18 protein-coding genes are annotated in these 20036 nt (G+C 61.2%); 2 read left to right on the forward strand and 16 right to left on the reverse strand.

The window, feature by feature from the left end:
- Window positions 1-59: 59 nt before the first annotated feature.
- The 13 genes from AB4Z25_RS05235 to AB4Z25_RS05295 all read right to left on the reverse strand — a co-directional run bounded on the left by AB4Z25_RS05235 (window position 60) and on the right by AB4Z25_RS05295 (window position 15393).
- Complete coding sequence (locus AB4Z25_RS05235) at window positions 60-1664, reverse strand: peptidoglycan DD-metalloendopeptidase family protein (RefSeq protein WP_112445167.1); 1605 nt, start codon at window positions 1662-1664, stop codon at window positions 60-62.
- A 166-nt stretch (window positions 1665-1830) separates the two neighbouring features.
- Complete coding sequence (locus AB4Z25_RS05240) at window positions 1831-2484, reverse strand: protein-L-isoaspartate(D-aspartate) O-methyltransferase (protein ID WP_112539666.1); 654 nt, start codon at window positions 2482-2484, stop codon at window positions 1831-1833.
- 7 nt (window positions 2485-2491) lie between these two features.
- The gene (gene surE, locus AB4Z25_RS05245; RefSeq protein ID WP_112387974.1) at window positions 2492-3259 is read right to left on the reverse strand and encodes a 5'/3'-nucleotidase SurE; all 768 of its coding nucleotides are present in this window, start codon (window positions 3257-3259) and stop codon (window positions 2492-2494) included.
- A 4-nt stretch (window positions 3260-3263) separates the two neighbouring features.
- Complete coding sequence (gene serS, locus AB4Z25_RS05250) at window positions 3264-4547, reverse strand: serine--tRNA ligase (RefSeq protein WP_112387973.1); 1284 nt, start codon at window positions 4545-4547, stop codon at window positions 3264-3266.
- A 97-nt stretch (window positions 4548-4644) separates the two neighbouring features.
- Window positions 4645-5472, reverse strand: coding sequence for a twin-arginine translocase subunit TatC (gene tatC / locus AB4Z25_RS05255; RefSeq protein ID WP_112387972.1), 828 nt, complete (start codon window positions 5470-5472; stop codon window positions 4645-4647).
- Window positions 5469-6137: a Sec-independent protein translocase protein TatB gene (gene tatB, locus AB4Z25_RS05260; RefSeq protein ID WP_112539668.1), complete on the reverse strand. Its 669-nt coding sequence runs from the start codon at window positions 6135-6137 to the stop codon at window positions 5469-5471. The genes tatC and tatB overlap by 4 nt, the downstream gene beginning before the upstream one ends.
- A 49-nt stretch (window positions 6138-6186) precedes the next feature.
- A complete protein-coding gene (locus AB4Z25_RS05265; RefSeq protein ID WP_112387970.1) occupies window positions 6187-6378 on the reverse strand; it encodes a twin-arginine translocase TatA/TatE family subunit in 192 nt (63 codons plus the stop codon).
- A 187-nt stretch (window positions 6379-6565) separates the two neighbouring features.
- Window positions 6566-7282, reverse strand: a complete 717-nt coding sequence (gene scpB / locus AB4Z25_RS05270) for an SMC-Scp complex subunit ScpB (protein ID WP_112539670.1) — start codon at window positions 7280-7282, stop codon at window positions 6566-6568.
- Window positions 7279-8139: a segregation and condensation protein A gene (locus tag AB4Z25_RS05275; RefSeq protein ID WP_112387968.1), complete on the reverse strand. Its 861-nt coding sequence runs from the start codon at window positions 8137-8139 to the stop codon at window positions 7279-7281. Before AB4Z25_RS05275 ends, scpB begins: the two co-directional genes overlap by 4 nt.
- Before the next feature lie 20 nt (window positions 8140-8159).
- Window positions 8160-9173, reverse strand: a complete 1014-nt coding sequence (gene nagZ / locus AB4Z25_RS05280) for a beta-N-acetylhexosaminidase (RefSeq protein WP_112539813.1) — start codon at window positions 9171-9173, stop codon at window positions 8160-8162.
- 121 nt (window positions 9174-9294) lie between these two features.
- Window positions 9295-12291, reverse strand: coding sequence for an SPOR domain-containing protein (locus AB4Z25_RS05285; RefSeq protein ID WP_112539672.1), 2997 nt, complete (start codon window positions 12289-12291; stop codon window positions 9295-9297).
- A gap of 61 nt (window positions 12292-12352) precedes the next feature.
- Window positions 12353-14110: an arginine--tRNA ligase gene (gene argS, locus AB4Z25_RS05290; protein ID WP_112539674.1), complete on the reverse strand. Its 1758-nt coding sequence runs from the start codon at window positions 14108-14110 to the stop codon at window positions 12353-12355.
- A 65-nt stretch (window positions 14111-14175) separates the two neighbouring features.
- Entirely contained in the window at window positions 14176-15393 is a 1218-nt protein-coding gene (locus tag AB4Z25_RS05295) for a deoxyguanosinetriphosphate triphosphohydrolase (protein ID WP_112539677.1), read from the reverse strand.
- A gap of 221 nt (window positions 15394-15614) precedes the next feature.
- On the opposite strand from AB4Z25_RS05295, the gene erpA reads away from it, so the two are divergent.
- Window positions 15615-15947 (forward strand): iron-sulfur cluster insertion protein ErpA, encoded by a 333-nt coding sequence (erpA, locus tag AB4Z25_RS05300; RefSeq protein ID WP_112387964.1) that lies wholly within the window; start codon window positions 15615-15617, stop codon window positions 15945-15947.
- Between the two features lie 116 nt (window positions 15948-16063).
- Entirely contained in the window at window positions 16064-16855 is a 792-nt protein-coding gene (xth, locus tag AB4Z25_RS05305; RefSeq protein WP_112387963.1) for an exodeoxyribonuclease III, read from the forward strand.
- Between the two features lie 6 nt (window positions 16856-16861).
- Here xth and exoR read toward each other — a convergent pair whose 3' ends face one another.
- The 3 genes from exoR to AB4Z25_RS05320 form a co-directional block, all read right to left on the reverse strand.
- Window positions 16862-17662: an exopolysaccharide production regulator ExoR gene (exoR, locus tag AB4Z25_RS05310; protein WP_112387962.1), complete on the reverse strand. Its 801-nt coding sequence runs from the start codon at window positions 17660-17662 to the stop codon at window positions 16862-16864.
- Window positions 17656-18156 carry a hypothetical protein gene (locus AB4Z25_RS05315; RefSeq protein ID WP_442207889.1) on the reverse strand — a complete coding sequence of 167 codons (501 nt, stop codon included), beginning with the start codon at window positions 18154-18156 and terminating at the stop codon, window positions 17656-17658. Before AB4Z25_RS05315 ends, exoR begins: the two co-directional genes overlap by 7 nt.
- Window positions 18157-18387: 231 nt before the next feature.
- Window positions 18388-19656, reverse strand: a complete 1269-nt coding sequence (locus tag AB4Z25_RS05320; protein ID WP_112539679.1) for an OmpP1/FadL family transporter — start codon at window positions 19654-19656, stop codon at window positions 18388-18390.
- Window positions 19657-20036: the final 380 nt, after the last annotated feature.

A 20036-nucleotide genomic window follows, 5' to 3' on the forward strand; every position in this document is an offset into this window, starting at 1 on the left:
CCCAAAACGCAAAAAGCCCGGCGCATGGCCGGGCTTTCGCATTTCCCCGTACGCGCTAACTATTCGAGGAAGGTGATCGGGTTGACCGGCGAAGCATCCTTGCGGACTTCGAAGTGGACCTGCGGCTGCTTGACGTTGCCGCTCATGCCGGAGACTGCAACGGTCTGGCCGCGCTGGATCTTCTGGCCGCGGGTAACGCTCAGCGTATCGGCATTGCCGTAAACGGTGACCGTGCCGTCGTCGTGACGGACGAGAACGGTGTTGCCGAGTTCCTTCAGGCCGTTGCCTGCATAGATGACGACGCCGTTTTCAGCAGCCTTGATCGGTGTGCCCTGCGGAACCGAGATATCGATACCGTCGTTGCGGCTGCCGTTGACGTTGGCGCCGTAGGCAGCGATGACCGCACCGCGGACCGGCCAGCGATACTTGCCGATGCCGGTTGCCTCAGGCGCTGCGGAAGCAACATCGGACTTCTTCTCGACTTCATCGACGGTCTGCGTTGCCGCGGGCGCCTTGTAGCCCGCAGGCTGGTTCGACGCGGTCTCGGTTGCGGCAGGCGCGGCAGCCTTCGGCTCTGCGGCCTTGGCCGGGATCGAAGCCGTCTTCATCTGGTCGGTTCCGGCAGAGCCGCCCGGAATAGTCAGCGTCTGGCCGATGCGGATCGAGCTTGCCTGCAGATTGTTGGCCTGCTTGATAGAGTCGACGCTGGCGCCGGTGGCCTTGGCGATCTTGGCGAGCGAGTCACCCTGCTTGACGGTATAGCTTCCGGCGCCGCCGGGAGCCTTGCCGCCGGCCGCTGCAACCTTGCCCATGGCACCGTCAGCGCTGACCTGCGACTTGTCTCGTGCCGTATTGGCGCCCGGCAGAACAGCGACGTTCTGTTCCGGCGCCTTGTAGGGCTCTGGAGCCTTGCCCGGCTTGGAGAGGTCGGCCGTCTGCGAGGCGGCCTTGGCCGCGTTGCTGCCGCCGTTGAAGGTCGGGATCAGGATCGACTGGCCAGGCTTGACGGCCGAAGCGGACTTCATGCCATTCGCACGGAGGATTTCGTTTTCAGGAACACCGTAGCGGCGTGCCAGCACAGCGAGGCTTTCGCCCGGACGAACCGTGACGGACGGAGCGTTAGCTGCAGACCAGCCGGTTGCCTTTGGCGTCGAACCCGTCGTCAGCGTGTCGGGCGCAGCAAGCTTCGGAGCAGCCTGCAGCTTGCGCGGCGCGGAAGCCTGCGATGCCGGGAACGGCTGAGCCAGTGCTTCCTGGCGTTCGCGGGATGCGACGGGAGCAGCTGCGCCCGGTGCCGAGAGCTCGGAACGCTGAACCGTGACCGGCGCCGATGCGATGCGGGCATTGGAGCGGATCGCGCCAGTCGAAGCCGGGTAAGGCTGATTGTACGACTGATTGCCGTAGGACTGATTGTTGCTGCCGTAGGCCGGCTGCATGGCGCCACCGCCCTGCATGTCGCCCTGCGGTACGGGATCGCCCTGCAGTCCGCTCATGCTGCGGCGCGGGACCGAACCCGTTGCCATCTGATCCTGACCGGAGCCAAAAAGACCACCGCTGAAGCGCGAAACATCTGAACTGCAGCCTGTCGCTGCACTCGCCAACAAGGCGACGGCCAGAAGATTGAAGGCCGATTTTCCGAACTTTGGCGATACACAAAAACTCATGATACGACCCACTCACAACGCAACCATTTGTGGGAGTATTAAAGCGCGTTAGTATTACCACGCGGTTAAAGCGCTGGAATTGGAGCAGTTTTTTAGAGGAATTGATAACCATAGTCTTGCGGGTGAAAAATCGCACCCCGCGAAAGCGGCGCGAAATGCGCGCAGATCAGAGCTGCGAAGCGACCCGCGGAACGATCGGCAGATAGGGAACGGTGAAGAGTTCCTCGCGCTCGAAGCGGCTGCCGGTTTTCGTCAGCCGCACCATCCGGCACTCCTCGTCCGATATCATCAGCGGCGCGATCATCGATCCGCCGGAAACCAGCTGATCGGTATAGACGCGCGGCATCGATGCGAACGCGGCGGTCACGAGAATGCGGTCGAAGGTGCCCTCGCCCTGCAGGCCGTTGCTGCCATCGGCCTGGCGGACGATGATGTTGCGCAGGCTGAGCTGATCCATGCGCTTCTGCCCATTAACCACCAGCGTCTTGTAGCGGTCGATGGTCAGAACCCGTTCGGCAATCCGGCCCATGACGGCGGCCATGAAGCCGCTGCCTGTGCCGACCTCGAGAACGCGCTGGCCGGGCTTGACCTTCAGATGATGGAGAATGCGGACGGCAAGATCGACGCCTTCAAGAAACGAGCCGCACTCGATAGGGATCGTCCGTGTTGAATAGGCCTCATCGGCAAACTGCGCCGGAACGAAGCGCGAGCGCGGCGTCTGCTCGACCGCCGTCAGAAGATCGATATCGGAAATACCTTGGGCCCGCAGCCTCAGGACGAGAGCCGCAAAACCTTCCTTCTCGACCAACTGTGACGTCAATGCCTGCTTACTCCGTAACCGAAAGCGCCCGCTCGACGCGGTCCTTCACGGAATAATCAGTCAGATCCAGTTTCAAAGGTGTTACCGAAATCTTATTATGCTTCAAAGCGTGGATATCGGTGCCTTCGGCGAAGGCGCCGGCGCGCTCGCCGAACTTCAGCCAGTAGTAGGGAAAGCCCCGGCCATCCGAGCGGGCGTCGACCTGCAGGTTGAAGGCGAGCTTGCCCTGTGCGGTAACCTCGACCCCATTGACGTCCTCAGGACGGCAGTTCGGGAAGTTCAGGTTGAGGAAGGTGCCCTCGGGCAGATCGACATTCATCAGCTTCTGCAGCAGCGCTGGTGCATGCGCCTCGCAGACCTCCCACGGCACGATACGGGCACCGTCCGCATAGACATAGGCCTGGCTGAGCGCGAAGGAGCGTACGCCCTGCATCGTGCCCTCGATGGCGCCGGCAATGGTGCCGGAATAGGTCACGTCATCGGCGACGTTGGAGCCGGAATTGACGCCGGACAGGATGAGATCCGGCTTGATGTCCATAACCTGCTTGACGCCCATGATGACACAATCGGTCGGTGTGCCGCGCAGCGCGAAGTGCTTGTCGGAAACCTTGCGCAGGCGCAGCGGCTCCGACAGACTCAGCGAATGGGCAAGACCGCTCTGATCGGTCTCGGGTGCCACGATCCAGACGTCGTCGGAGAGAGTGCGCGCAATCCGCTCAAGGGCTGCGAGGCCTTCGGCATAAATGCCATCGTCATTGGTGAGCAGAATGCGCATGGTCTCAGGCCGCCCGTTCGATCTTCTTCAAGCCGCCCATATAGGGCAGCAGCACATCGGGGATAGTCACCGAGCCGTCTTCGTTCAGGTAGTTTTCCAGAACGGCGATCAGGCAGCGGCCGACGGCGGTACCCGAGCCGTTCAGCGTGTGAACGAACCTGGTGCCCTTCTCGCCCTTGACGCGGTAGCGCGCATCCATGCGCCGTCCCTGGAAATCGCCGCAGACCGAGCAGGAGGAGATTTCGCGGAAGGTGTTCTGTCCCGGCAGCCAGACTTCCAGATCGTAAGTCTTGCGGGCGCCGAAACCCATGTCGCCGGTGCAGAGCGTCATGGTGCGGAAATGCAGGCCGAGGCGCTTCAGCACCTCTTCGGCACAGGCGGTCATCCGCTCGTGCTCGGCGACCGCGCTTTCCGCGTCGGTGATCGATACGAGCTCGCACTTCCAGAACTGGTGCTGGCGCAGCATGCCGCGGGTATCGCGGCCGGCGGAGCCCGCTTCCGAGCGGAAGGACGGGGTCAGCGCCGTGAAGCGCAGCGGCAGCTTTTCCTGCTCGAGGATTTCGGCAGAGACGAGATTGGTGAGCGTCACCTCAGCCGTCGGGATCAGCCAGCGCCCATCCGTCGTCTTAAAGAGGTCGTCGGCGAATTTCGGAAGCTGGCCCGTGCCGAACATCGCCTCGTCGCGTACCATCAGCGGCGACGACACCTCGGTGTAGCCGTGCTCGCCGGTATGCAGGTCGATCATGAACTGGCCGAGCGCCCGCTCCAAACGCGCCAGCGGGCCGGTCAGGACCGTGAAACGCGAGCCGGAAAGCTTGGTCGCGCGGTCGAAATCCATGTAGCCGAGCGCTTCGCCGATTTCGAAATGCTCTTTCGGCGTATGGTTCCAGCGCGGCTTTTCGCCGATCGTGCGCGTGACGACATTGCCGCTCTCGTCGGCGCCGACGGGGACGTCGTCGAACGGGATATTCGGGATGCGCGACAGCGCGTCGTTGAGCTCGGCGGTGAACTGGCGCTCGTCGTCTTCGGCAGCCGGCAGTGTCACCTTGATGTCGGCGACTTCGGCCTTCAGCTTCTCGGCAAGCTCGGTGTTTTTCTGCGCGATCGCCGCGCCGATCTCCTTCGAGGCGGTGTTGCGGCGTGACAGCAGGTCCTGCGCCTTCTGCACGGCGGAGCGGCGCTTCTCATCGAGGGCTACGAGGGACTGGGCCAACGCGTCCGCACCACGCTTTGCAAGCGCGGCGTCTAGAGCCTCGGGGTTCTCACGGATCCATTTGATATCGAGCATTGTCGTTCCGGGTCGTTACAAAACAGGAACCGGCCGGAGCCTGACCTGGCTGCGGCCGGAAGATACGGAAGCGTACGGGAAGAGATTGCGAAGCCGCTCAGACGCTGTCCGTGTTGGCAACATCCGCGGATCGTTCCGCCTCTTCGACCGACTGCCGCGCACGCTGGCGCTCGACGAGTCGAGCCGCGTGGATTGCAATCTCGTAGAGAAGGATCGTCGGCAGTGCAAGACCGATCTGGGACATCGGATCGGGCGGCGTCAGAACCGCAGCGACGATGAAGGCCATGACGATCGCGAACTTGCGCTTTTCGGCAAGCCACTGCGAGGTGAGCAGGCCGACGCGGGCGAGCAGCGTGGTAATGACGGGGAGCTGAAAGACCAGGCCGAAGGATAGCACCAGCGTCATGATCAGGCTCAGATATTCCGAGACCTTCGGCAGCAGCGAGATGGCGACGTCGCCATGGCCCGGCGTCTGCTGCATGGCCAGAAAGAACCACATGACCATAGGCGTGAAGAAGAAATAGACGAGTGCGGCGCCGAGCAGGAAGAGGATTGGCGAGGCGATCAGGAACGGCAGGAAGGCCGCGCGCTCGTTCTTGTAGAGGCCGGGCGCCACGAACTTGTAGATTTGCGCGGCGATGATCGGGAATGCGATCACCACGCCGCCGAACATGGCGACCTTCACCTGCGTGAAGAAGAATTCCTGCGGCGCCGTGTAGATCAGCTGCGCCTTGTCGACATCCATGCCCGCCCAGATGACGGCGAGCTTGTAGGGATAGACGAGGTAGTTGAAGAGATGCTTGGCAAAGAAGAAGCAGACGATGAAGGCGATGAAAAACGCGCCGATCGACCACATCAGCCGCCTGCGCAGCTCCATGAGGTGCTCGATCAAGGGCTGCGGCTTGTCTTCGATATCGCCGCTCATGCCTCATCCTTTTTCGTTGCCGCTGCCTTCTTCGGAGCAGCTGCGGTCTTCTTTGCTGGTGTGGCCTTTGCGGCCACGGTCTTGGCAGGCGCCTTTGCTGGGGCCGCCTTGGCGGCCGCAGTCTTTGCCGGAGCGGCAGAGGCCTTGGCAGCTGGTGCAGGCTTTGCCTTGGCAGCGGGAGCGGCAGCCACGGGCTCAACCTTTGCAGCAGCCACGGCACGCGGTTTGCGCACAGCCTTCGGCTTTTCAACGGCCGCGGCAACAGCCGGCTCGGGCAGCGGCGCCATGATCGGCGGCGTTTCCGGCAGGCTCATCGACGGTTCCGGGACACTGACAGGCGGCGCGTCGGTCTTGTTCTCGACCTTGGTGGCGCTCTGCAAATCTGCCTTGATGTCGTTGCCCATCTGGCGCAGCGGGTTCATCGCCTCGCGCAGCGTATTGGCGGGGTTCAGACGCTGGGCGTCGGCGAGTGTCTGACGCACCTCGTCGAGATCTGCCTCACGCAGCGCCTCGTCGAACTGTGCGCGGAATTCACCGGCAACCTTCTTGGCGCGCTGGGTCATTTTTCCAAACGCACGCAGCATCGGCGGCAGGTCTTTCGGACCGACCACAACAATCAACACGACCGCGATGACGAGCAGCTCGGTCCAGCCAATATCGAACATTCAAGGCTCCTGGATGGGAAGCGGGGCAAGCCACCCGTTTCCGGACTGGTTACTTCGTTTCGTCGGCCTTGTGATCGACGGTCTTGCCGTCGACCGGCGCGTCCTCGTCGTTCATGCCCTTCTTGAAGCTCTTGATGCCCTTGGCGACGTCGCCCATCAATTCCGGGATCTTGCCGCGACCGAACAACAACAGCACGATGACCAGAACGATCAACCAGTGCCACATGCTAAAAGAACCCATTACGCATACTCCCTGTTGCGATGTCTCTTCGATGTAAGAGTTTCCGCCATCGTTTCCAACACCAAAATTCCCCTTGGATTGACGCTTAATGTCACGGCTTTGGCCATTGTGACAAGTCATTGCGCCATCGAATTATGGTGATCACTATTGTTTTCGCCCTCGGTGTCAAAACAAAGACCAGCAACCGCTAATCTTCGGAGGCGCCGCCGGGGGCAAGAAGACCCAATTCCTCCAAATCCATCTGGGTGATCGGGTCCTCATCCTCCGTCAGTTCATCGCTCATCAGCGGCGACGGAATATTGAAATTCGCCGGGATACGGCCAGAGAGCAGCCCTGCCCCCTTGAGCTCTTCGATACCCGGCAGATCGCGCAGTTCCTCAAGGCCGAAATGGTCGAGAAAGTCCCGTGTCGTGCCGAGTGTGACGGGGCGGCCGGGGGTGCGGCGGCGGCCGCGGAAACGAACCCATCCGGCCTCCATCAGCACATCGAGCGTGCCGCGCGACGTCTGGACGCCTCGGATGTCCTCGATCTCGGCGCGCGTCACCGGCTGGTGATAGGCGATGATCGCGAGGACCTCGAGCGCGGCCCGCGAAAGCTTCTTCGCCTCGTTCTCACCACGGCGGATCACAAATGAGAGATCGGCTGCCGTGCGGAAGGCCCAGGCGTCGTCGACCTGCACAAGATTGACCCCACGGGGCGCATATTGCTCCTTCAACCGGAGCATGATGGCGCGGACATTGAAGTGCTTGGCAATGCGATCGGCAATGAAGGCTTCCGAAACGGGCTGCGACGAGGCGAAGACCAGCGCCTCGGCGATACGCTCTGCCTCGAGCTCCGCCTGGAAATCCCGGCTTTCGGTGCCCTCGTCTTCCTCTCCGCCGATATCGCCCTCAGGATCGATCACAGCGGCGTCTCCTGCTCGATAACTTGCAATGTGGCGTGCTTCGGTCCGCGGCGCATGTAGAGTGGCTCAAAGGCGCCTTCCTGACGGATTTCGAGTTTGCCCTCGCGCACCAGCTCCAGCGACGCCGCAAAGGCGCTGGCGATCGCGGTGACGCGTTCTTCCGGCGAGGTCATGTAGCGCAGCAGATAGTGCTCCAGCGCCGTCCAGTCGGAAACGTCACCGATCATCCGGGTCAAGAGCTCGCGCGCCTCGGTCAGCGACCAGACAGTGCGCCGGGCGATCGTGACCTGTGTGACCGCCTGGCGCTGTCGCAGCGACGCATAGGCAGTCAGGAGATCGTAGAGGCTGGCATCGTAGGCGGACCGGTGGCGATCCGGGATATGTTCGGGCGCACCGCGAGCGAAGATATCGCGGCCGAGACGGTTGCGGTTGACGAGACCGCTGGCGGCCTCACGCATCGCTTCCAGGCGTTTCAAGCGGAAGGCGAGCGTTGCCGCCATCTCCTCGCCCGACGGGCCATCGTCCTTGATCTGCTGCGGGATCAGGAGGCGCGATTTCAGATAGGCAAGCCAGGCCGCCATGACGAGGTAATCGGCGGCCAGTTCGATGCGGATGCGGCGGGCGCTGTCGACAAACAGCAGATACTGCTCGGCAAGCGCCAGAACCGAGATCCGCGACAGATCGACCTTCTGATTACGGGCGAGATAAAGCAGCAGGTCCAACGGGCCCTCGAAGCCCGCGACGTCGATCACCAGCGCCGGCTCGTGGGTGGCGCGTTCGGCCCCGTTATCCTGCCATAGCTTGTCCATCGGCGTTGCTGACGACGGCGACCGCTCGGGACCCTTGACTACGTTCAACTCTGCCTCGCTTCCAGTTTTCAGACGGTGGCGAACATCGCATCGAATTCACTGCGGATTGCAGCTTCCTCGGATTGATCGGGCTTCGGCATGCCGGCCAGGACCGCGTCGGCGCGCTTCAGCGAAGCGTCCGACAGGACCGGAACATTGGCGACCACCTGCAGCATCTCGTCCATGTGGCCGTTGCAATGCAGCACGATATCGCATCCGCCTGCAATGATATTCGCGGCGCGCTCGCCGATGGTGCCAGCCAGCGCGTTCATCGATGTATCATCGGAAAGCAACAGGCCGTTGAAGCCGATGTGGCTGCGGATGACGCCGTCGATCACTTTGCGGGACGTGGTTGCCGGATTGGCATCGTCGATCGCCGTGAAGACGACATGGCAGGTCATCGCCGCGAGTTCATCCTTCATGGCGATGAAGGGCGGGAAGTCATGGGCTTCGAGCTCGTCACGCGAAACGGTAACGACAGGGAGTTCGTGGTGAGAATCGGCAAAGCCCCGGCCATGGCCCGGCATATGCTTCATCACTGGCAACACGCCGCCGGCCTTCAAACCATCGCTGGCAGCACGGCCCATCGCGGTCACCGTCTGGGGATCGCCGCCATAGGCGCGGTTGCCGATGACATTGCTGCTGCCTTCGACCGGCACGTCGAGCACCGGCAGGCAATCGACATTGATGCCGAACGTCAGCAGATCGAAGGCGTGCAGGCGCGACATCAGCCAGGCGGCGCGAAGCCCCTGCTCCCGATCCTGGCGATAGATGTCGCCGAGCGCCTGACCGGATGGATAGTGCTGCAGAATCGGCGGACGGATACGCTGGACGCGACCGCCCTCCTGGTCGATCAGCACGGGCGCGTGCCAGCCGACGCTTTCGCGCATCTCGGCGACGAGATCGGCGATCTGCTGCGGCTCGGAGATGTTGCGTCCAAAAAGAATGAAGCCCCAGGGGCGCTCGGCCCTGTAGAAGGCCTTTTCTTCCGGGGTCAGTGACAGGCCGCTACAGCCCAGGATCATCGCTTTTGATTCGGTCATACCCGAATCATAGAGGTGCTGAGGCGAATTGCGATAGAGGTCAACAGGCATTCACAGGAAAGGCTGGGCAAAACAAAAGCGGCGGGACCATGCCCGCCGCCTTGAATGGGTGTGACGCTGCTTACTTCGAGATCAGGCATGTGCCGCCTGCGGCACGATACTTTTCGCAAAGCGCTGCTGCTTCATCCTTTGAGCCGGCCGGGATACGGACGCGGTAGAAGGTGCCCTTGCCAGCGATATCAGCCTTGCGGATTTCGAAGCTGCGGCCAGCCAGAACGCTGCCAAACTTCTTCGAGAGGCTTGCATAAGACTTGTTGGCCTCGGCCTCAGAGGGCAGCGATGCGATCTGGACACCGTAGCCGCCGGAAGGCGCTGCAGCCTGCGTCTGGGTGGCTGCGGGTGCCACAGAGGCAACCTCGGCCGGCTTCGGCGGCTGGGGAGCTGCGGCGGCTGCAGGCTTGGCAGCCGGGCGGACTGCCGGGACCGGCGCAGCATCTGCAGGCTTTGCTGCTGCAGCCTGGGGCTCGACCGGCGTCGACTGAACCTGACGGACCGGCGGCTCGACATTGGCAGGGTTGCTCGCGGCAACCTTGGCAAGCACCGATTCGGACGCACCAGCCTGGGCAGGCGGCGTTGCCGTATTCTCGACCGGGGTGGAGCGGATGTCGGCAGATGCGACTTCGGTGCTGGCGGGGAAGCTGGCAGCCGAGCCGTTCGGCGTGATCGTGGTCGTCTTGACCTGTTTGACAACAGGCGCATCGACGGGTGCTTCGTCCTCACGGGCTACCAGAGTCCCGTCAGGCTTGACGATCATCGTACGGACCTTGCGTGGCGAAACGGCGGGGACGCGGTCTGCGTCGCCGTCATTTGCGGCTTGCTCCGGCTGGTTCTGGTCCGGAAGAAGGCGCGGATCCTGCGTATCGCTGACCGGCGTGCTCATCGCCTGATCGGTGACATCGCCGTCATTGTCTTCAGGGGCAATCTCAGGCGTCAGCGTGCGCTGAACGACGTCGACAGGTTCCTCATCCGAAGACACCAAGGCCGTCTGCTTCGGCGTCTCGGTGGCGCCAGCGACACGGTCGTAAACGGCCTTGTCCTGGTTCGGAACGGTCTTGCCGCCCGGATTGTCAGGAACGACCTTAACAGGTTCCTTGTCGGCAGAAATGATGCGCGGCTCGCCCGAGCCACCGGCAATGCCTGAGTCGGCGACGACCGTGTAGAGACCGTAGGCACCGCCTGCGAAAACCACCACCATGGCAGCGGCGGCAAGCATGCGCTTCATCGAGCGGGCGCGGTGCATGTCTTCGGCTGCGCCTGCGGACTGAATGTGGACTTCCGCGAACTGCTCGGTGCGCTGCACCGGTTCGCGCATGCTGCGGCGAAGGTCTTCCTCAAGCGCGCGCTCCAGATCGTCAAGACCGGCAACGGCAGGTGCTGCGGCAGGCTTCAAGGCGGCAGGAGTAGCGGCCGGCGGCGCCCAGGCGGGAGCAGCGGCAGGTGCACGCTCTGCAGACTTCATAGGCTCAAAGAGGCTGGCAATCTCGGCGTCGACGTCGAAATCGAAATCGGAAGTCTGCGCTACAGGCTTGTGCTGTTCGACAGGCGGCAGCGCCGGAACATGCATCTCTTCGACAGCCTCCGGATGCCCATCGGCATCGGCAATCATCGACGGATCGAAAGGCAGTTCTTCAACGGGCTCAGGTGCGGCTGCCTGCACGGGAGCGGTCCGCTGCGGCGCCGGGGTAAAGACCGAGGCAGCAGGCACATAGGAAACAGGCGCAGGCGTATAGGCAGGCTGCACCACCGGACGCGGCGCCTCATCAAGCACAGGCGCGGGTGCAATCGGACGCGCGGCGGCAACAGGTGCCGGAACGAATGCGGCAGCAGGCGCGGCCACCGGTGCCGGAGCAGCAGCGACCGGTTCGGGCAGCGGCTTCACGGGTTCGGCGAAATCAAGATCAGCGAGTTCCAGTTCGATGCCCTCGAGATCGAGCTCGAAGTCATGACCGGCAAACGGGTCTTCCTCTTCCGGAGCAGCCGGCTTGGCAGCAACGGGAGCAAAGGCCTGAACCGGCTCGGCATGGCGAACGGGAGCAGCTTCGACGGGCACCTCATGATGAACCGGCTCGGCAGCGCGCTGCGGGACCGGGTAGCGGGAGACGTCGGCCAGCAGATTATCGATATCGAACGCCGTGGCCGCATCCTGCGGCAAAGCTTCGGTCAGCGCGGCATCCGATGCCACGACGCCATCCTTGGCGGCGGCGGCAAGATCGAAACCGGCATCGTGCGAAACGGGTTCAGCGTCGGCTTCGACGGCTGCCGCTTCGGCGACCGGCTCGTGCTGTGGCAATTCGGCGACTTCGTGGCGATCGATCTCGGCCGGAAAACCACCGGAAACCGGCAGAAACTCATCGGCGACATCGAGAGCTGCAAGTTCGTGAATTGCAGCTTCGGATGGAATGGTCTCAACCACCTGCGGCGCGGCGGCAACGGGCGCAGCGACGACCGGCTCGGGCACCATGGCGACAGGAGCCGCCGGTTCTTCGCGGCGAGCCGTGTGGAAATTGGCAAGCGGCAGCTTGATGCTGGCAGCCGACCACTGCGGCGCCTTCGGAGCCGGTGCCACCGGCTGAACAGCTGCAGCCGCACCGATCGACATTTCAAGCTCTTCGATCAGATCACGGGCGCCGTTCGACACCGGCTCGGATTGCTGCGCAGTCCAATCCGCCGAAGCAAAGGCTCCCGCAGCATTCCAGGCGGAAGCGGCTGCCGGCTCGGCATGGACGACCGGCTCAGACTCTACGGCCTGTGTCTCGTAATAGGTCGGCTCCGGCTCGACCTGCGCAGTCTGCTCGTAAGCGACGGGCTCGTAGGCCGCGACCGGCTCGGCCGGATGGTCGACAACATCCGGTGCGCGCGGCGCATCGTAGCTTTCGAATTCCCGCAGCAGCTCGTCTTCGAGATCGAAGGCGGGCTCCTGCCGGACCGGCTCTGAAACAGTATTGGCGGCTACCCGCGGCTCGAAGCCAACGATGCGCGCGAGTTCCGCAAGCGGATCGTTTTCATCGAACAGCTCCGTCTTCTGTCGCGCGTCATACGCAAGTTGTTTGTCTGCCATACCCATCCCACTCAAAAGCCAACGCGGTCAATGCCAGCGCAATGTGGGGATTTGGTGACGTTTATCGCATTTCATCCGGTGCGGCGGTACCAGTAATGGCAAGACCCGACTTCAAAACCGAAGCGACAGCGTACACCAGCCCTAGTCTGGCAATACTCGATTCTCGGCTCTTATCGTTAACAAATCGTAATTCAGTCTGATCTTTACCTTTGTTCCAGTGTGCATGGAACGAACTGGCGAGGTCGTAGAGATAGAAAGCGACCCTGTGAGGCTCCTGTGCCTGGGCCGCGGATTCGACGACGCGGGGGAACTCCGCAGCCTTCGCAATCAGCTGCAATTCCGCGGGATCCGAGATTCCGGAGACGGCTTTCGCAAGCCCTGACGGGGTCACGTCGAGGTCCGGAAACGCCTCCCTCGCCTGCCGGAAAACCGACATGCAACGGGCATGCGCATACTGCACGTAAAAGACCGGATTATCCTTCGACTGTTCCGTTACTTTGGCGAAATCGAAGTCGAGCGGCTCGGAACTCTTCCGGTAGAGCATCATGAAACGCACCGAATCGCGGCCGACTTCTTCGACCACGTCGCGTAGCGTCACGAAGTCGCCGGAGCGCTTCGACATCTTCACCGGCTCGCCATTTCGATAGAGCTTCACGAGCTGGCAGAGCAGCACCGTCAGCTTGGAATTGCCTTCAGAAATGGCACGCGCAACCGCTTCCAGACGCTTGACGTAACCGCCATGGTCGGCGCCGAGCACATAGATCATTTCGTTGAAGCCACGGTCGAACTTGTTCTTGAAGTAAGCAACGTCGGCGGCAAAGTAAGTATAGGACCCATCCGACTTGATCAGCGGACGATCGACATCGTCGCCGACCTCGGTCGAACGGAACAGCGTCTGCTCGCGGTCTTCCCAATCCTCGGGCAGCTGACCCTTCGGCGGCGGCAGGGAGCCCTTGTAGACGAAGCCCTTGAAGGTGAGGTCGTTGATCGCCGTGCGGATGGCGGCAGCACCACCATCATGCAGCGTGCGCTCGGAGAAGAAGACGTCATGGTGGACGTTCAGTGCTGCCAGATCCTCGCGGATCATCACCATCATCGCGTCGATCGCCTTGTCCTTGACGATAGGTATCCACTGCTCTTCCGGCATATTGTGCAACCGCACGCCGTATTCACTGGCCAGTGACTGACCGACCGGCACGAGGTAATCACCCGGATAGAGACCTGCCGGGATCTCGCCGATCTTCTCGCCAAGCGCCTCGCGGTAACGCAGGAAGACCGAGCGTGCCAGCACGTCGATCTGCGAGCCGGCATCGTTGATGTAATATTCCTTCTCGACGGCATAGCCGGCGAAAGACAGAAGATTTGCCAGTGCGTCGCCGACGACGGCGCCGCGGCAATGGCCGACATGCATCGGGCCGGTCGGGTTTGCCGAGACGTATTCGACATTGACCTTGCGGCCGGTGCCGAGCGTCGAGCGGCCGTAATCGGTGCCGGCGCCGATCATCGACGCGAGCAGCCGCTGCCAGTAGCCGACGGACAGCTTGATGTTGATGAATCCAGGACCGGCGACGGAGACGTCGGCCACATCCGGATCTTCCTTCAACTTGTCGATGATGATTTCGGCGAAGGCCCGCGGGTTGGTGCCGAGCGGCTTGGCCAACACCATCGCTGCGTTGGTCGCAACGTCGCCATGAGTGGCGTCACGCGGCGGCTCGACGGCGATGCGGCCGAAATCGAGCTCGGATCGCTTTTCCTTGACCAGATCGATCTGTTCAAGGGCGGTTTTAATCCGGGCTTCGAAATCGGTAAAAAGGTTCATCGCACTCTTCCATGCATAGGCTGTGCCACAAGGCATCGACCGGCCTTTTGCCGGGCGCGTGCTGCCTATCGCAAATCGGGAGTGTGGTCAAACAATCGCCTGTGGGCGCTGATGGCATAGGTGTCAGTCATGCCGGCCAGATAGTCGCCGACATGGCGGGCTTTCGGGGCGTCTGCAAGGCCTGCGATATGATCGACCCAGTAGTGGCTCTGCATCTCCTTCGGGTTCGCCATATAGGCGCCGAAGAGGTCGGTGACGATCTGCGCGGCCCCTGCCCGGATGCGCATGATCTCGGGATGGCGGTAGATGCGCTTGAAGAGCATCTGCTTGATCAGCCTGTCGGTTTCGGCCATCGACGGCGAGAAGGTGGCGATGACGCGGTCGGCGTGACGGATATCATCAGCGCTCTCCGGCTTGATCTGCGCCAGGCGTTCTTGCGCGACAGAGATGACATCCTCGACCATGCGGGTGATCTGGCGGCGCATGATTTCATGGGTGAAGCGGCTGGCCTCGAGGTTCGGATAGCGCTCGCGCACTTCCGCCATCAGTCCGGCGAGGAAGGGAATTTCCTCCAGCATCTCGAAGGTCAGGTAGCCGGAGCGCAGGCCGTCGTCGATATCATGGGTATTGTAGGCGATGTCGTCGGCAATCGCCGCCACCTGCGCCTCCAGGCTTGCATAGGTGTCGAGCTGCAGGTCATGCAGCTCGCAATAGTCAAGGATCGGCTGCGGGACCGGGCCGCGCGTGCCCTGCCCGTCCTTGGCCAGCAGCGGACCGTTATGCTTCACGAGGCCTTCGAGGCTTTCCCAGGTCAGGTTGATACCGTCGAATTCCGCATAACGGCGCTCCAGCTTGGTGACGATCCGCAACGACTGGGCATTGTGATCGAAGCCGCCATAGGGCAGCAGCACCTCATGCAGCGCGTCCTCGCCGGTATGGCCGAAGGGCGTGTGGCCAAAATCGTGCACCAATGCCACGCCCTCGGCCAGATCTTCGTCGAGCTTGAGCGCACGGGCCAAAGCGCGGGCGATCTGCGCCACCTCTATCGTGTGCGTCAGGCGCGTGCGGTAGTGATCGCCGTCCTGGGCGATGAAGACCTGCGTCTTGTGCTTCAGGCGGCGGAAGGCCGTGGTGTGGACGATGCGGTCGCGGTCGCGCTGGAAGTCGGAGCGCGTCGGGCTGGAGCTTTCGTCATAGAGCCGCCCGCGGGTCGTCCAGGGGTCTGCCGCATAGACCGCCCGCTCGCTGTTTCCAAAACCCAATGCATGCCTGTCGATCGTCATTCTTCACCGTCATTCGAGCTCGCGGCCGGATCGCCCATTGACGCCGCTTCACGCTCTTCATACCTATAGTCAGTATATACGGCAAAGCGGCGCTTTCTTAACCGCTTTCCGCAATAATGCGTTTCAACGACGCATGTGATAAATTCTTTTGATATCAGCCGTTTGAAAGATCATCGGCTTCTATCAATTCTCTCCGGATCTTGACCCCGGCAGGAGGAAGCATGACAGAGACCACAGTAACCCTCTCCGATGCTGCGGCAAAGCGAATCGCCGCCATCGTCGGCGCCGAAGCCGGCAAGAGCGCCCTTCGCGTCTCCGTCGAAGGCGGCGGATGTTCGGGCTTTTCCTACAAGTTCGATCTCGCCGATGGCGTGCAGGACGACGACGTGATTGTCGAGAAGAACGATGCGAAGGTGCTGATCGACAGCATGTCGCTGATCTATATGGCAGGCTCCGAGATCGACTTCGTCGACAACCTGCTCGGCCAATCCTTCCAGATCAACAATCCGAACGCGGTCGCCAGCTGCGGCTGCGGCACCAGCTTTTCGATCTGAACAACATCAGAGCACCCAAATCAGACCGGCCGAAGAAATCTCTTCCGGCCGGTTTATCGTCTTGTCCGGACGCTGCCCATCACGATACAAGATCGGCACGAAGCAAGAGGTGATGGATGAAGATCGCGACCTGGAACATCAACGGCGTCAAGGCGCGTATCGACAACCTCACGCAATGGCTGAAGGATTCCAGCCCTGACATCGCCTGCCTGCAGGAAATCAAGACCGTCGACGAAGGGTTTCCTCGCCTCGAGATCGAGGCGCTCGGCTATCACGTCGAAACCCACGGCCAGAAGGGTTTCAATGGCGTCGCGATCCTTTCCAAGAGCAAGCCTGACGAAGTGAACTGCGGCCTGCCCGGCGACCCGCTGGATGAGCAGGCGCGCTTCCTCGAGGCCGTCTTTTCGTTACCCGGCAACAAGGCGCTTCGCATCGGCTGCCTCTACCTGCCGAACGGCAACCCTGTTGATACCGAGAAATACACCTACAAGCTCGCGTGGATGGAGCGGCTGCGGCAATTCGCGATCCAGCGTCTCGAATATGAGGAAGCCTTCATCCTGGCCGGTGACTACAACGTCATTCCCGAACCGCATGATTGCTTCGATCCGAAGGTCTGGGAGAATGACGCGCTGTTCCTGCCGCAGACGCGCGAGGCTTTCCGCAGGCTCGAAGCCCTCGGCTTTACCGACGCGGTGCGCGCGACCACCGATGCGACACAGCTCTATTCATTCTGGGATTATCAGGCCGGTGCCTGGCCGAAGAATAACGGCATTCGTATCGACCATCTGATGCTGTCGCCCGAGGCTGCTGACCGGATGACGTCGACGGCGATCGAAAAGCATGTCCGCGCCTGGGAAAAGCCGTCGGACCACGTGCCCGTCGTCGCCTATTTCGACTTCGCCGCTTAAAGGAAATCAGTCGCCGCTGGTGGCGATATTGTGGGAGAGCGATACCGCCGCACGGCGGTCTCCTTCGGTGGCGACCGAGAACGCCTGCTCCTGCAGCGATTCCATCCAGCCACAGTCCTTCGGCTTGCAGCGGTCGAGCGCCGCCGTCATCATTGCCAGACCGCGGGCCGACTGCCCTTCCTGGAAAAGAATATTGCCGAAGACCGACATGGCACCGGGATGCCCGCTCTTGCGGGCCTGGTTCAGCCACTTCTTGGCCTGCAGCGGATTGGCGCTGCCGCCATCGCCGGACAGCATCATCTGCGCCAGCTGGAACTGCGCCTCCGGCACGCCGAAGGTGGAGGCGACCTGGAAATAAAGCTGGCGGGCCTGATTGAGGTCGGTCTTGACGGGGCTGCCCGGAATGCCGTGCTTGTAATAGCTGGCAAGCGAAAGAAGCGCATTGATGAAGAAGCCGGTGTCTTCGGAACCGGGCTCGACACCCTGCTGGGCGATCTCGCTATAGATCTTGAAGGCCTCGAAATCGTCCTGGGTAACGCCATCGCCATCGGCATACATATTGGCCAGCGCCCAGCGCGAGCCTGTGTGCCCCTTTTCGGCGGCGTATTTATAGGCCTCGACGGCTTCTTCCTTCTGGCCGCTCTTGTATGCCTTGAAGCCGAATTTGAAGAGATCGAAAGGACCGGATTCCTTGGTTACGCCGGCATTGATATCAAACGCGCCGGCTGGGGATGCAATCGCCGCTGAAAGAGCGATGGACAGCCCCATGATAGATGATCTGAAAAGTCTGAACTCGGATGTCAGCATTTCACTCGGTTTCTTTCGCTTCCATCGCAGACCAGCCCGGCAGCAAAAACTCCGCTGTCACGCGTCCCGGCGTATTCCCTCCAGGCGAGCGATCCCGCGGCGAGCTCTCTGGCTCCTTTGCCCGCGTCGCATCCAGCCTTTCGCCCTTCTTCGAGGGCGTGAATTTCCTGCGCATCGCGATGGACCGCCCGGTTTCCGGCCCGGCCCGCCTGCAATGCCTGCGGCGTCATTTTTGCGGAGGAAATGTCTCTCTCTCCGCCTCGCCAATAGTCGTAAACACCAAATGTGACCAAACCGGTATCGGCGTGATCGCGGCGTTCTTCGGCGCCCATCATGGACGCGGAAACATCGGAGAATGGACAGATGGAAGACACGACCTGAGAGCGAAGTTTTTCGGCGGAATCGCCTTGCGGGAAAAGCTGAATCGCCAATGGAGCGGAATAAAATCCAGCCCCCGATCGGCCCTTGCCTGTCCCTAAAAAAACTCGACCCATCTTACTTTTCAAACGCACCCTACGCCTGCCATTCCCTTGCCCGAAGATACCGCTGCGCTCTGTTTGTGGCGGGAAATGGACAAATTGTCCCTGGAGAGAGCTTACGCCAACTGTCGTAAAAAACTGTTGCGGATTCGTCACAAAATGGGATGGCCAAAAGGCATGATTAATATGGCAGCAAGCAAAGAAAAGCCCGGCGCTGGGCCGGGCCTTGTGTTTGGCAGGTCTTGATTAGAACTTGACTTTGAGGCTGGCGGAGAGTGCCGTTACAAGATCGTTGCCGAAATCGTATGAAACTCCCTCGCCGTATGTGATGCCGTCATAGGTTACGGCGTGTGAAGAACCGCTGGTCAGCAATCCAATTGCTCCGGCCAACCGCAGTTCGACATTCTCCGTCGGAGTGTACGACGCGCCCGCGCCGATGGTCCAAGAGTCAGTCTGCGCGCCGTATCCCTGACTGGTCCCGCGATCCCAAGTGAGGCTAATTGCGCCAGCCCACTGATCGTTGAACTTGTGTCCGACACCTCCGGTGATCGTCCAGCCGTCACGGTAAAGAAGGTCAAGCGATGTGAGCTCGGTCGCCCCGCCCGAGGTGCATTTAACGCCCTTGGTTGCTGTCGGGCAGAAGGCGATCGACTGCAATACGCTCCAGTTTGTCCACTTTACCGAGCCGAAAGCGAGCCAATCAGGCGCGATACCGCTTTGCAGCTTGAGCTCAAGCGAGTCTGGTGCATCGGCAGAACCGAAAACGTCCGTCCGCTTGCCCAGCGCCGGATTGGTCGGGTCGAGGAATGCCGGAACCTGGGTGAGGTCAACCGTACCGTCGAGATTGTCGTATTTCACCCGGCTGTTGTAAACGAGGCTTGCCCGCAAAGCATATTCGGGAATTTCATAGGCGACACCAGCGCGCCAGCCCCAGCCTTCGCCCGTCAAATCGAGGCGGCCGATACCCGTTCCCAATACCGGCGGGATGGTGATAACCTGGCGTTCCTTGAACGCGTCGATCTCCTGATAGAACGCGCCGCCAATCAGGCGAAACTGGCCCTGGCCGACATCGAACTTGTATGAACAGGTTCCGGCGTAGTTGTGGCTCGTCACCTTGGTCTCGATATTGTCGTTCGCCCCTGCCCAGTTCACGCCGGGATTGGTATGCGCACCGAAGGGCTCGGAATAATCGACCAAGCAGTCGATGTCTCCGACGTTACCCCTGAAACCGGCGTAGGGAACCGCATAATTCTCGGTCTCGTCAGCGTAATTCGGACGTCCGCTCAGGTCACCACCACCATTGATGGTCATCGATGTGTCTTCGTCCTTCACATTCTTCAGCTTGCGCTGCGGCATCACATAGGTAACGCCCGAATTGAACGAAAACGGACCGGTATCGAACAACTGATCGATATTGTAGCCGCCGCGTTCCAGACCGCCCGCAAAGGACGGCGTCGCGACGGACGAAAGGATAATGAGCGATGCTACGCCCTTGGAAAACATACGAGATGCCATTGTGTCTCCCCCACTCAAGCAATGCAGATGATGCACCTTGCAAAGGAATAGCGCGGATGACAATGCGCGCCTTCATGACGCCACAATGCATGCAAGAAGTTAAATTGACGTAAGAAATTGACGAGCACGTCAAATTTTTGCGTATGGTAAAATTTTATCCCAATAAACTAATCATTCCGGGTTAGTTTTGGATTATCCTTCCAAGCCGATCTGCCCCTGTATCAATCTGACAACAGTCAGTTTTTTCGGCCCTACCCACTGAATAATTTGCAAAACCGCCCGATTCAGCGTGATCGGCGGCGCATATGAGCAAGTTCTTCCGATTCGGATTGCTGCGAACGCAAAACGGCGCCCGTGCAAGTCCGGACGCCGCTTTGGAA

The sequence above is a fragment of the Rhizobium sp. RAF36 genome, from assembly GCF_052114105.1.
Classification (GTDB): domain Bacteria; phylum Pseudomonadota; class Alphaproteobacteria; order Rhizobiales; family Rhizobiaceae; genus Rhizobium.

What these genes read in the sequence shown, in the direction of transcription:
- nagZ (WP_112539813.1), bottom strand. Translation starts at nt 9,173, where the DNA reads ATGACCGAATCAAAAGCGATGATCCTGGGCTGTAGCGGCCTGTCACTG.
- surE (WP_112387974.1), bottom strand. Translation starts at nt 3,259, where the DNA reads ATGCGCATTCTGCTCACCAATGACGATGGCATTTATGCCGAAGGCCTC.
- AB4Z25_RS05320 (WP_112539679.1), bottom strand. Translation starts at nt 19,656, where the DNA reads ATGGCATCTCGTATGTTTTCCAAGGGCGTAGCATCGCTCATTATCCTT.
- AB4Z25_RS05235 (WP_112445167.1), bottom strand. Translation starts at nt 1,664, where the DNA reads ATGAGTTTTTGTGTATCGCCAAAGTTCGGAAAATCGGCCTTCAATCTT.
- argS (WP_112539674.1), bottom strand. Translation starts at nt 14,110, where the DNA reads ATGAACCTTTTTACCGATTTCGAAGCCCGGATTAAAACCGCCCTTGAA.
- tatB (WP_112539668.1), bottom strand. Translation starts at nt 6,137, where the DNA reads ATGTTCGATATTGGCTGGACCGAGCTGCTCGTCATCGCGGTCGTGTTG.
- AB4Z25_RS05265 (WP_112387970.1), bottom strand. Translation starts at nt 6,378, where the DNA reads ATGGGTTCTTTTAGCATGTGGCACTGGTTGATCGTTCTGGTCATCGTG.
- AB4Z25_RS05315 (WP_442207889.1), bottom strand. Translation starts at nt 18,156, where the DNA reads ATGGGTCGAGTTTTTTTAGGGACAGGCAAGGGCCGATCGGGGGCTGGA.
- AB4Z25_RS05295 (WP_112539677.1), bottom strand. Translation starts at nt 15,393, where the DNA reads ATGACGATCGACAGGCATGCATTGGGTTTTGGAAACAGCGAGCGGGCG.
- exoR (WP_112387962.1), bottom strand. Translation starts at nt 17,662, where the DNA reads ATGCTGACATCCGAGTTCAGACTTTTCAGATCATCTATCATGGGGCTG.
- xth (WP_112387963.1), top strand. Translation starts at nt 16,064, where the DNA reads ATGAAGATCGCGACCTGGAACATCAACGGCGTCAAGGCGCGTATCGAC.
- AB4Z25_RS05285 (WP_112539672.1), bottom strand. Translation starts at nt 12,291, where the DNA reads ATGGCAGACAAACAACTTGCGTATGACGCGCGACAGAAGACGGAGCTG.
- serS (WP_112387973.1), bottom strand. Translation starts at nt 4,547, where the DNA reads ATGCTCGATATCAAATGGATCCGTGAGAACCCCGAGGCTCTAGACGCC.
- erpA (WP_112387964.1), top strand. Translation starts at nt 15,615, where the DNA reads ATGACAGAGACCACAGTAACCCTCTCCGATGCTGCGGCAAAGCGAATC.
- tatC (WP_112387972.1), bottom strand. Translation starts at nt 5,472, where the DNA reads ATGAGCGGCGATATCGAAGACAAGCCGCAGCCCTTGATCGAGCACCTC.